Below are 11,570 nucleotides of genomic sequence, written 5' to 3' on the forward strand. Positions count from 1 at the left end.
CGCGGTTCTTGAAGTACGATGTGCGATGATCACTACGTTCCGTAGTCTCGTGCTGGCGGCGGTGCTGCCCGGCGTGGCGTGGGCGCAGGAGCCGAGCTATCGGGTGACGGTGAACCAGCCGGCGCACACGTTCGTGGTGCGCGCGGAGCTGCCGGTTCCAGCGGGACGCGACACCTTCCTCATCTCGCTGCCGGCGTGGTCGCCGGGCGCGTACGATATCGACAACTACGCGCGCTACGTCCACGGCTTCAGCGCCACGACGCCCGACGGCCGACCGCTCGTCTGGGACAAGGCCGACAAGGACACCTGGCGCATCGTCACGAACGGCGCCCGGCAGGTCGTGGTCGAGTTCCGCACCAACCCCGACTCGGTCATGCTCGAGTTCAGCGCGATCGGCGACGACTTCGCGTTCTTCAACGGGACCAACCTGCTGCCGTACGCCGAGGGCGGCGACCTGAACGCCCCGGCCGAGCTGGAGGTCCGGGCCCCGGACGGGTGGCGCGTGGCCACGGCGATGGCCTCGGCGGGCGCGCCGGGCCGGTACCGGGCCGATAGCTACCACGACCTGGTGGACTCGCCCTTCCTGATGGGCCGGCTCGCGATGGACAGCGTGATCGTGGACGGCCGGCCGATACGGTTCGCCGTCTACCCCGACTCGGTGCTGACGCCGGCGGTGTGGGACAGCGTGAGCGACGCGATCCGCCGCATCGCGACCGCCCAGAACCGGATCTTCGGCGGGCCGCCGTACGACGGGTACACGGTGCTCCTCTTCGCCCCTTTCGTGGAGATGCAGTGGGCGGGCGGCCTGGAGCACCACGACTCCCAGTTCGACGCCTACGCCGGCGGCGCCTTCGCGCCGAACCGCCGGACCGGCCGTCTGGGCGACTTCGCCAGGCCGCTCCTGTCGCACGAGTTCTTCCACCTCTGGAACGTGAAACGAATCCGCCCCGCCGAGATGTGGCCGTACGAGTACTCGCGAGAGCAGTTCACTCCGCTGCTATGGTGGTCCGAGGGAGTGACCGACTACTACAGCGACGTGTCGCTGGCACGGGGCGGACTGTTCAGCGTGGATCGTTTCGTCACGAGCGTCAACGACAACATCCGGCAGATCGAGAACGCCAATGAGATCGTCGCGGCCGAGGACGCCAGCCTCAACACCTGGATCCATCCCACGTTCGTGGACGAGGCGCAGTACTACTACCCCAAGGGCTCGCTGCTCGGGCTCATGCTCGACGTCCAGATCCGCGAGGCCACCAACAACCAGCACAGTCTCGACGACGTCATGCGGTCGCTATACACGGACTTCTACCAGCGCGGTCGCGGTTTCACGACCCAGGACCTCCTCGGCCTGATCCGTCAGTGGTATCGTGGCGTGGACGACTTCTACGCGCGCTACATCAACGGGCGGGAGCCGCTGCCTTATCAGGCGGTCCTGCCGAGGGGCGGCATCGCGGTCAGAGTGCGGGAGACCAAGTCACCGTTCGTCGGGGTCGGGGCCGGCGGCGGGCAGGATGGTGGCATCGCGGTGGTGGAGGTGACGCCGGGCTCGCTGGCGGAGGCCGTCGGCCTCCAGCCGGGGGACGTGCTGCTCCGGCTCGGCGAGGTGGCGACGCGCAACCCGGAGACGTTCGGGGCGCAGTTCCGCGCCCGCTATCAGAACAGCGAGGGTCAGCCGATCGAAGTGGTGTATCGGCGTGAAGGCCAGCAGGTGACTCGGCGCGGCGTGGTGAGGGTCAGGACGACGAGGACGTATTCGGTAGCGCGGGACCCGAATGCGAGTCCGGCGGCGGCGGCCGTGTTGGCGGGGATCGTGGGAAGGTAATAGTGGTGATAGAGGTGATGAGGTGATTGAGGTGATAGAGGGGAGTGAGGGGAATGAAGTGAGAGTGCGGGTTCGCTTCTTTGCTTCGTATGCCGAGGCGTTCGGGCGGGATGAGACGAGCCTCGAGTTGGCCACCGGCGCGTGCGTCTGCGATTGCGTCGCGGCGATCCGCGCCGACCCTGCCGCCGTGCGGCTCCCGCCGAGCCCGCTGGTGGCGGTGAACCAGCGTTACGCGAAGCCGGAGACGCCGCTGTCGGACGGGGACGAGGTAGCGCTGATCCCCCCGGTAGCGGGGGGTTGAGGGGAAGGGGCCGCGGGGCCGATCCGGGAGAGTGGCGCGCGGCCGCTGCGTCGCCGCCGGGCCCGCATCACGGTGGCGTTCTCGGACCCCCCGGGCCGAACTCGGCGCCGCCGGAGCGTCCGTTGCGGATTGCGTGCGGCCTGGTGTCACGTGTTCGTCAACCGGAGCTGCGACTACGTGAGGGCAACCGGCACGATCTCGAGGGCCAGCCCGCGCGCCCCCCGGTAGGCGCGAAAGCCCCGCCGGTCCAGCGTGAACACCCGCGGCGCGTCGAGCGCGTCCCCAAGAACCACGAGCGTGGCGTCGGCATAGTCCATCGGGACCCGGGCGTAGCGGCGCATGAGGTGGGACGCCTGTCGGTGCGCGGGAGGATCCAGCGGAACGATGGGGATGCGAGCGGCCAGCAGGAACTCCAGCGCCAGCACTGCGGGCCCGCCTCCCCGGCCCACGAAGTGGCTGGCCTCGGTGACGACGGCCTCGGTGGTCACGCAGCGATCGAGCACTTCGGGCCAGGCCTCGACACACGCCGTGTGCCATTGGTCGCGCGCATCGAGACAGGCGACGAGCGGCCCGGTGTCGAGCAGCACGTCGCGCCGGGAGGTCAGGCTAGGCGCGCCAGTTGTGGTCGCGGACGCGGCGGGCCAGCGCGTCGGCCTCGAGCTTGGCCGGATCGAGCTTGACCGCGCCCACGAAGCGCTCGACCTGGTCCCAGGACCGGGCGGACGCCGGCGGGTCGGCCGGCGGGGCCTCGGCCAGGTAGCCGGCGAGCGCCTCGCGCACCACCAGGGCACGAGGCACGCCTCGATCGCGGGCGCGGCGGTTGAGGAGCCGCGCCAGCTCGGGCGGGATTCGGAAAGTGAGCTGGTCGTCCATGCAGTGCATTGTAGTGCTAACGCACTGCTGGGTCAAGCCGGTCTTGCCGTCGCCGTGCGTTGCGACTAAGTATTTCACCCATGCCGGGTTATCTCACCGACCAGCCCCTGGACGCCGCCCGCCTGATTGCGGAGGTGTCATCGGAGGGGTGCGGCGGCACGGCGCTGTTCCTCGGCACCGTCCGGAACTCGCCCGAAGACGGCGACATTGAAGGCATCGAGTACTCGGCGTACCCTGAGATGGCCGAGGCGGAGTTCTATCGCATCATCACCGAATGCAGGGACCGCTGGCCGATGGCACGCGTCGCGCTGAGGCATCGTCTTGGTTACATCCCGGCCGGGGAGGCGAGCATCGCGATCGCCGCTTCGTCACCCCATCGCGTCGAGGCGTTCGACGCTTGCCGCCACGTGATCGAGGAGACCAAGAAGCGCGTGCCGATCTGGAAGAAAGAGAGGTTCGCGGCCGGCCCTACGCGGTGGGTGGAGCCGATGCATGTCTAGCGCACCGCTGCCGGTCGTGAACGTGGGCCTGCCGGACGCTCAGGGCCGCCGCATCAACTACCTGCGGATCAGCGTCACCGACCGCTGCAACTTCCGCTGCCTCTACTGCATGCCGGAGGACGGCCTGGTGTGGCTGCCCAAGGCCGAGATCCTCTCGTACGAGGAGATCGCCGAGATCGTGCGGCAGCTCGCGCCCACGGGCGTGCGGCGGCTCCGGATCACCGGCGGCGAGCCGACCATCCGGCCGGACCTCGAGATCCTCATCCGCTACCTCAAGGGCATCCCCGGCATCGAGGACGTCGCGCTTTCAACGAACGGCGTGAAGCTCGTGAAGAAGGCGGCGGAATACGCCGCGGCCGGCCTGGACCGGGTGAACATGTCGGCGGACAGCCTGCGTCACGACCGCATCGTGGCCATCGCCCGGCGCGACCTCGGTCTCGATCCCGTCGCGGCGCTCACCGCCGCCGAGCGCGCGGGACTCGATCCGGTCAAGGTCAACGTGGTCGTCATGCGCGGCATCAACGACGACGAGGTGGAGGACTTCGCCCGGCTCACGCTGGACCATCCCTGGCACGTGCGCTTCATCGAGCTGATGCCGGTGGGCGACATGGCCACACTCACCTGGGAGCACGTGGTGCCGAGCAGCGAGGTTCTGGAGCGGGTCGAAGCGGCACTGGGCGGCCTCGACGTTCCGGATGACTTGCCCATCGGCAACGGCCCGGCCTCCTACTATCGGGGGCCCGGGTCTTCCGGCACCATCGGCGTCATCACCCCGATGACCCACACCTATTGCGGCAGCTGCAACCGGGTCCGCCTCACGGCCGACGGCCGGCTTCGCACCTGTCTGTTCGGCACGCACGAAGTGAACTTCCGCGACCCGTTGCGGCGCGGCGATCCGCTGCTGCCCCTGTTCACGCGCGCGCTGGCCGAGAAGCCGCCGGAGCATCACCTCCTCCAGATGGATGCTGGCGGCCTCGAGGCGCTGTCGCAGGTCGGAGGGTAGCGCTGACGCTCCACGTCGCGCTCATCGAACCGCAGATCCCGCCCAACACGGGCAACATCGCCCGCCTGTGCGCGGCGACTGAGTCGTCGCTGCATCTCATCGAGCCGGTCGCCTTCTCGCTGGATGACGCCGAGCTGACCCGCGCAAGCGTGCACTTCTGGGATGAGGTAGACCTCTGGGTCCATCCGACGTGGCGGCACTTCCGCGAGGCTTTCGCGCGGGACCGATGCTGGTACTTTTCAGCGCGCGCGGGGCAGCTCCTCTGGGACGCGGACATCCCCGACGGCTCGTGCCTGGTGTTCGGGAACGAGGCCAGCGGGATGCCCGACCGGATCCGCGAAAAGTACCCCGACAGGGTGTACCGGATCCCGATGACCGGCCCAGTGAGGAGCCTCAACCTGGCGACGGCCGTGGGGATCGTTCTCTACGACGTGCTGAAGCAGCTGGACTACGGGAAGAGCTCTGAGTTTCCAACCTATCATCGCCCGCGGGCGGGAGCGAAACCTTGAACAAGATCACCGTGGTGGGCGCGGGCAACGTCGGCGCCACGACCGCACAGCGGCTGGCCGAGAAGGAGCTGGCCCGCACCATCGTCCTGGTGGACATCGTCGAGGGCATACCGCAGGGCAAGGGCCTCGACCAGTGGGAGTCGGCGCCCATCGAAGGGTTCGACTCGCGGGTGATCGGCTCGAACGGGTACGGTGAGGCGGCGGGCTCGGAGTTGTTCGTCGTCACGGCGGGAATAGCGCGGAAGCCGGGGATGAGCCGAGAGGACCTGCTGAACACCAACGTTACCATCGTGAAGTCGGTGGCGCAGGAGATCAGGAAGTGCGCGCCTGACGCGATCGTCATCGTGGTGAGCAATCCGCTCGACACGATGTGCTACGTGATGAAGGAGGTGCTGGGCGCGCCGCGCGAGCGGGTGATCGGCATGGCGGGGGTCCTGGACACCGCGCGCTACCGCTCCTTCCTGGCCGAGGCACTCGACGTCAGCGTCGAGGACATCCAGGCCATGGTGCTGGGAGGTCACGGGGACACGATGGTGCCCCTCATCTCATACACGACCGTGTCGGGGATCCCGGTCACCCAGCTGATGAAGCAGGACCAGCTGGACAAGATCGTGGACCGTACTCGCAACGGCGGCGCCGAGATCGTGGCGTTCCTCAAGACCGGCTCGGCGTACTACGCGCCGTCGTCGGGGGCGGTGCAGATGGCCGAAGCGATCGTGAAGGACAAGAAGCGGATCCTGCCGTGCGCCGCGTGGCTCCAGGGGGAATACGGCTACCAGAACATCTTCCTGGGCGTGCCGTGCAAGATCGGCGCGCGTGGGCTCGAGCAGATACTCGAGGTGGAGCTGACGAGCAACGAGAAGGTGGCGCTCGGCAAGTCGGCCAAGGCGGTGCAGGAGACGATCGCGCAGGTGAAGCTGTAGAGACGTTGAAAGGAAAAGAGCGTTGAAGGTGAGGTGAAAAAGGCGTTGAGGGTGGGCGTCATCCGCGGCGCGCTCGCGGCGCTGCTGGTCCCCGTCGCAGGCGCTTCCGCGCAAGTACGCGGTCCGGCCGCGATCGTGCTGCGTCCCGGCCTCGTCATCACGCGTTCGGCAAGGGTCGCGCCGAGGACCTACCGCCTTCCGGCCCCCGCCTCGGCCGATTCCGCGGTGATAGTCGTCCGCGGCGACGGCATCACCGTGGACTTCTCCGGCGCCGCGATGGAGGGGACGGACCCGCAGGCAGATCCCAACGCCGCGGTCGGTGTCGCCATCCGCATCGACGGCGGGCGCAACGTGCGCATCCTCCACGCCCGAATCCGCGGCTACAAGATCGGCATCCTCGCGCGCGATACCCGGGGGCTCGAGCTGGTCGACAGCGACCTGAGCTACAACTGGAAGCCGCGCCTGTTCAGCGTCGTCGAGCACGAAAGCCTGGCTGACTGGCTGTCGTTCCATCACAACGAGAATGGCGAGTGGCTCCGGTATGGCGCCGCCATCTATCTGGACGGCGTCCTGGGCGGCACCATCCGCGGGAACCGGGCAGAGCAGGGGATGAACGGCCTGCTGATGGTGCGCACCGACAGCGTCCGGGTCCTCGACAACGTCTTCTCGTTCAACTCCGGCCTGGGCATCGGGCTGTACCGCTCGAGGGACAACACCCTCATGCGCAACCTCGTGCAGTACGACGTGCGAGGGTACAGCCACGGCTTCTACCGCCGCGGCCAGGACTCAGCGGGGCTCCTGCTCTACGAGCAGAGCTGCCGCAACGTGGTAGCGTACAACGCCGTCACCCATGGCGGCGACGGGCTCTTCCTCTGGGCCGGGCAGAGCACGATGGACAGCGGTACCGGCGGCGCCAACGACAATCTTTTCTACGGGAACGACTTCAGCTTCGCGCCCGCCAACGGCATCGAGGCCACGTTCAGCCGCAACAGGTTCGTCGCCAACCTGGTCGAGGGGAACGACTACGGGGTGTGGGGCGGCTACAGCTTCGAGTCGACGTTCGCCGGCAATCGCTTCGCGAACAATCGCGTCGGCATCGCGATCGAGCATGGCCAGGACAACGCGATCGTCGCGAACCGGTTCGACGGTGATACCACCGCGATCAGCCTGTGGGCCAACCCCATCGAGCCTTCCGATTGGGGCTATCCCAGGCACCGCGACACGCGCAGCCGCGACCATCGCGTCTCGCACAACGTCTTCCTGGCCAACCGGGTCGGCGTGCGCGCCGCGAACACTGCCGGCGTCCTCCTTTCGGGCAATCTCCGGTGGGCGGTGGACTCGGTGACGGTGGCGAGCGATACGTCGGGCTTCGCGATGACGGGGAACGCCGCGATCAGTGAGGGCGAGGCGCGCGTCGCGGCACGGGTGCCCGCCGAGTACGCGCGGCTCGCCCCCCGGCCGCCGCACGGCAGAGCCGAGATCCCTTCACCCCCGCTGCCACGGCGCGACCGTTCTTCGATCGTGGTGGACGAGTGGGGACCGTACGACTGGCGTTCGCCCAAGCTCTGGCCCTTGGACAGCACGCGCGCCGTACCCCTCCGGCTGCGCGTGCTCGGACCTCCCGGCCGCTGGCGCGTGGTCGGACGCCGCGGAATGGGCGCACTGTCCGGCACGTCGGGACAGGTCGGAGACACGGTGGGCGTGACGCCCGCGCCGGACTCCGCGGGCGACTGGGAACTCACGCTCGAGTATCGTGGCGGACCCACAGTGTCACCGCGTGGCGAGCGGCGGGACGCCGGCCGGCCGTACCGGTTCTCGTTCGTACGCTTCGAGCCTTCGATCGACTGGACCGTCCGGTTCTTCGCCTGGAGCGACAGCACCGATCCCCGCAGCCGGCCCGGGGCGTTCGCCGCGCTGCTCGGCTCGACGCCGCTGCTCACCCGGCACGAGCCTCGGCTGGACTACGAGTGGTACCGTCCGACCATCGCCGGGCTGCCGCGGGAACGGTTCGCACTGGAGGCGACGGGGACGGTGACGCTCGCGCCCGGCTTGTACGCGCTGCGCACCATCAGCGACGACGCGGTGCGGGTGTGGGTGGACGGCGTGCTGGCCATCGACCACTGGGCGCCTCACGAGTCAGCGGTGGACGAAGCGCCACTCAGCGGCGGACGGCACGAGCTGCGGGTGCAGTACTACCAGGCGGATGGCTGGACGGAGCTCCGGCTCGACATAGTGCGGGGGACCCAGCGTTCGCCCGGCTCGGCCGGACCGCGCTGACGGTTACGCCGTCTGCGTCACCCGCCGGAGCGTGCGGGGGAAAGTGTTCCCCATGTTGCCGGTTGCTCACCCCGCTCGGGAACTGCGGGTGCCGCCGCTCACCACCCCCGCGCCGAGAAGAACCCCAGCGCCGACGAGGCCACAGCTCAGGACCGGCATGATCGGTGTGTGCAGGTTGCCGACGGCGATCGGCGCGGCGAGGAGGAACCCGACGATACCGCCGGCGATGGCGCCTGAACGTGCGCCCTGTGGCAGCCAGCGCAGTTTGGTGAGCAACATGACCGTGCCAACGATGGCGAGCACGCCACCGAGGATTGCGCCGGCAAAGAGACCCACGTTGCCGAACCCGTTGCCAAGGATCGAGCCAACCGCCGCTCCGAGGCCGGCGAGTGCCCAGGAAGCGAGGAATACGGGGAGTGGCTTCATGGATCGCGCTCCTACCTCAAAGGACTTGTTGGCCTGCGACAAATGCTCTCATGAGCACCGCTCGTCGTCAGCCGCCGGCTGAGCCTTCGGCAGTCGCCGTACGTCGGCCCCTGGCAACGCTCGCTCTGATGAAGTCCGCATTCATGCGCCCGATGAACGCCACCGGGATCCCCTTCGGGCAGACCGCCTCGCACTCGCCGTGGTTGGTGCAGCTCCCGAACCCTTCCTCGTCCATCTGCGCTACCATGCTCAGGGCGCGCTCCATCCGCTCCGGCTGGCCCTGCGGCAGCATACCCAGATGGGTGATCTTGGCCGCGACGAAGAGTGACGCCGAGGCGTTGGGGCAGGCGGCCACGCAGGCGCCGCACCCGATGCAGGCCGCCGCGTCCATCGCCAGCTCCGCAGCCTCCTTCCGTACCGGGAGGGCGTTCCCGTCCGGCGCGCCACCGATGGCCGCCGCGATGAAGCCGCCCGCCGAGATGATCCGGTCGAACGCGCTCCGGTCCACGACGAGGTCCTTGATGACGGGGAACGCGCCGGCGCGCCACGGCTCCAGCGTGACCTCGTCGCCGTCCTTGAAGCTCCGCAGGTGGAGCTGGCACGTGGTGGTCAGGCGCTTGGGCCCGTGGGCCGTGCCGTCTACGACCACGCCGCACGCGCCGCAGATCCCCTCGCGGCAGTCGTGGTCGAAGGCGATGGGATCCTCGCGCTTCGCGATCAGCCCTTCGTTGACCACGTCGAGCATCTCGAGGAACGACAGGTCGGGGCTGATGTCCGTGGCCTGGTAGTCGATGAACCGCCCCGGGCTCCGTGCGTCCTTCTGGCGCCACACGTGCAGGGTCAGGTTCACTGGTAGCTCCGGGTGGCCAGGTGGACGTTCTGGAAGGCGAGCGGCTCCTCGTGCCGCACCGGCGCCGCGTCCGCGCCGGTGTGCTCCCAGACCGCGGCATGACAGAACCGGGCGTCGTCGCGCTTCGCTTCGCCGTCCTCGGTCTGGTGTTCCTCACGGAAATGGCCGCCGCACGACTCCTCCCGCGCCAGGGCGTCCCGGCACATCAACTCGCCCAGCTCCATGAAGTCCGCGACGCGGCCCGCCACCTCTAGCGACTGGTTCAGCTCGGAGTGCTCCCCCGTGACGTTGAGGTTCTGCCAGAACTCATCACGCAGTACCGGGATCTTCTGGAGCGCGGCCTCGAGCCCCTTCCGGTTGCGCGCCATGCCGCAATGCTCCCACATGATCTTCCCGAGCTCGCGGTGGAACGACGTCGGCGTGCGCCGGCCCTTGATCCCCAGCAGCTTCGAGAGCCGCTCCTCTACCGCGGTCACCGTGGCCTTCACCTCCGGATGATCCGCTGCCGGCACGCCTGGCTTCACCCCGGCAAGGTAGTTGCCCATGGCGTAGGGGATGACGAAGTAGCCGTCGGCGAGGCCCTGCATCAGAGCGCTGGCGCCCAGTCGGTTGGAGCCGTGGTCGGAGAAGTTGGCCTCGCCGAGCACGAAAAGCCCCGGAATGGTGCTCATCAGGTTGTAGTCCACCCACAGCCCGCCCATGGTGTAATGGCTGGCGGGGTAGATGCGCATCGGGACCTGGTAGGGGTTCTCGTCGGTGATGCGCTCGTACATCTCGAACAGGTTGCCGTACTTCTCCCGTACCGCGTCCTCGCCCAGGCGCGCGATCGCGTCGGCGAAGTCGAGATAGACGCCGCGCGCCCCGGGGCCTACGCCCCGGCCCTCGTCGCACACCCGCTTGGCCGCGCGCGAGGCGATATCCCGTGGCGCGAGGTTCCCGTAGCTGGGGTACATCCGCTCGAGGAAGTAGTCTCGCTCGGCCTCGGGGACGGCGCCCGGCGCGCGGATGTCTCCCGCCTGTTTCGGCACCCAGACCCGGCCGTCGTTGCGCAGCGACTCGCTCATGAGCGTGAGCTTGGACTGGTGGTCGCCGGAGACCGGGATGCAGGTGGGATGGATCTGCGTGTAGCAGGGGTTGGCGAACCCCGCGCCCTTCCGGTACGCCCGCCAGATGGCGGTGGCGTTGCATCCCTTCGCGTTGGTCGAGAGGTAGAAGACGGCGCCGTAGCCGCCCGTGGCGAGGCAGACCGCGTCGGCGAAGTGGGTCTCCAGCTCGCCCGTCACCAGGTCCCGGACCACGATGCCGCGCGCGCGCCCCTCGACGACGATCAGCTCCAGCATCTCGTGGCGCGAGTACATCTGCACCGTGCCCATCCCGATCTGCCGCTCCAGCGCCTGGTACGCGCCGAGGAGGAGCTGCTGGCCGGTCTGGCCACGCGCGTAGAATGTGCGTTGGACTTGGGTGCCGCCGAATGAGCGGTTGGCGAGCGTTCCCCCGTACTCGCGGGCGAACGGCACGCCTTGGGCCGCGCACTGATCGATGATGTTGACGCTGATTTGTGCGAGCCGGTAGACGTTGGCCTCGCGGGCGCGATAGTCGCCACCCTTGATGGTGTCGTAGAAGAGTCGATAGACGCTGTCGCCGTCATTCGCGTAATTCTTCGCCGCGTTGATGCCGCCTTGGGCGGCGATGGAGTGGGCTCGGCGTGGGCTATCTTGGAAGCAGAAGGACTCGACGCGATATCCGAGCTCAGCGAGCGATGCAGCGGCGGACGCCCCGGCGAGGCCGGTGCCCACCATGATCACCGTGTACTTGCGCTTATTGGCCGGGTTGACGAGCTTGTAATCGAAGCGTGCCTTGTCCCATTTCTTCTCGATCGGTCCGGACGGCGCGTTTGATTTCAGGTCCATTATTTCACCGCGCCCAGCAGGACCAGGAGGGGGATCGAGATATTCCCGGCCACGATCGCAGCGGCCCCGCCTCGTGCGAGCCACTTAAGCACCGGCGTGTATCGCGGGTGGTTGATTCCGAGGGACTGGAACATGCTCCAGGCCCCGTGGGAGAGGTGCATGCCGAGCATGATCTG

The 11,570-nt window shown here is 68.4% G+C and carries 12 protein-coding genes; 7 read left to right on the top strand and 5 right to left on the bottom strand.

Annotation, left to right across the window (positions count from 1 at the left end):
• Window positions 1-25 precede the first annotated feature (25 nt).
• Together Q8Q85_12215 and Q8Q85_12220 are read left to right on the top strand one after the other, a co-directional pair.
• Entirely contained in the window at window positions 26-1,822 is a 1,797-nt protein-coding gene (locus Q8Q85_12215; protein MDP3775019.1) for a PDZ domain-containing protein, read from the top strand.
• 22 nt (window positions 1,823-1,844) lie between these two features.
• A complete protein-coding gene (locus Q8Q85_12220) occupies window positions 1,845-2,123 on the top strand; it encodes a MoaD/ThiS family protein (protein ID MDP3775020.1) in 279 nt (92 codons plus the stop codon).
• Window positions 2,124-2,296: 173 nt separating this feature from the next.
• On the opposite strand, the gene Q8Q85_12225 is transcribed toward Q8Q85_12220, so the two are convergent.
• Together Q8Q85_12225 and Q8Q85_12230 are read right to left on the bottom strand one after the other, a co-directional pair.
• On the bottom strand, window positions 2,297-2,710 hold the full coding sequence (locus Q8Q85_12225; GenBank protein MDP3775021.1) for a PIN domain-containing protein: 414 nt from the start codon (window positions 2,708-2,710) through the stop codon (window positions 2,297-2,299).
• A gap of 19 nt (window positions 2,711-2,729) precedes the next feature.
• The gene (locus Q8Q85_12230) at window positions 2,730-2,996 is read right to left on the bottom strand and encodes a ribbon-helix-helix protein, CopG family (GenBank protein MDP3775022.1); all 267 of its coding nucleotides are present in this window, start codon (window positions 2,994-2,996) and stop codon (window positions 2,730-2,732) included.
• 80 nt (window positions 2,997-3,076) lie between these two features.
• On the opposite strand from Q8Q85_12230, the gene Q8Q85_12235 reads away from it, so the two are divergent.
• From Q8Q85_12235 to Q8Q85_12255, 5 genes are read left to right on the top strand one after another with little or no spacing between them, the layout of a single operon-like run.
• The gene (locus tag Q8Q85_12235) at window positions 3,077-3,496 is read left to right on the top strand and encodes a molybdenum cofactor biosynthesis protein MoaE (protein MDP3775023.1); all 420 of its coding nucleotides are present in this window, start codon (window positions 3,077-3,079) and stop codon (window positions 3,494-3,496) included.
• Window positions 3,489-4,499: a GTP 3',8-cyclase MoaA gene (moaA, locus tag Q8Q85_12240; protein ID MDP3775024.1), complete on the top strand. Its 1,011-nt coding sequence runs from the start codon at window positions 3,489-3,491 to the stop codon at window positions 4,497-4,499. Before Q8Q85_12235 ends, moaA begins: the two co-directional genes overlap by 8 nt.
• A gap of 2 nt (window positions 4,500-4,501) precedes the next feature.
• Window positions 4,502-5,008 (top strand): tRNA (cytidine(34)-2'-O)-methyltransferase, encoded by a 507-nt coding sequence (locus Q8Q85_12245; protein ID MDP3775025.1) that lies wholly within the window; start codon window positions 4,502-4,504, stop codon window positions 5,006-5,008.
• The gene (gene mdh / locus Q8Q85_12250; GenBank protein ID MDP3775026.1) at window positions 5,005-5,931 is read left to right on the top strand and encodes a malate dehydrogenase; all 927 of its coding nucleotides are present in this window, start codon (window positions 5,005-5,007) and stop codon (window positions 5,929-5,931) included. Before Q8Q85_12245 ends, mdh begins: the two co-directional genes overlap by 4 nt.
• 33 nt (window positions 5,932-5,964) lie before the next feature.
• Window positions 5,965-8,208, top strand: coding sequence for a right-handed parallel beta-helix repeat-containing protein (locus Q8Q85_12255; GenBank protein ID MDP3775027.1), 2,244 nt, complete (start codon window positions 5,965-5,967; stop codon window positions 8,206-8,208).
• Window positions 8,209-8,274: 66 nt separating this feature from the next.
• On the opposite strand, the gene Q8Q85_12260 is transcribed toward Q8Q85_12255, so the two are convergent.
• The 3 genes from Q8Q85_12260 to Q8Q85_12270 all read right to left on the bottom strand — a co-directional run bounded on the left by Q8Q85_12260 (window position 8,275) and on the right by Q8Q85_12270 (window position 11,394).
• Window positions 8,275-8,634, bottom strand: coding sequence for a hypothetical protein (locus Q8Q85_12260; protein MDP3775028.1), 360 nt, complete (start codon window positions 8,632-8,634; stop codon window positions 8,275-8,277).
• A gap of 67 nt (window positions 8,635-8,701) precedes the next feature.
• Window positions 8,702-9,484, bottom strand: a complete 783-nt coding sequence (locus Q8Q85_12265) for a succinate dehydrogenase/fumarate reductase iron-sulfur subunit (protein MDP3775029.1) — start codon at window positions 9,482-9,484, stop codon at window positions 8,702-8,704.
• Window positions 9,481-11,394 carry a fumarate reductase/succinate dehydrogenase flavoprotein subunit gene (locus Q8Q85_12270; GenBank protein MDP3775030.1) on the bottom strand — a complete coding sequence of 638 codons (1,914 nt, stop codon included), beginning with the start codon at window positions 11,392-11,394 and terminating at the stop codon, window positions 9,481-9,483. The genes Q8Q85_12265 and Q8Q85_12270 overlap by 4 nt, the downstream gene beginning before the upstream one ends.
• Between the last annotated feature and the right edge of the window lie 176 nt (window positions 11,395-11,570).

Source organism: Gemmatimonadales bacterium (assembly GCA_030697825.1).
GTDB lineage: Bacteria > Gemmatimonadota > Gemmatimonadetes > Gemmatimonadales > JACORV01 > JACORV01.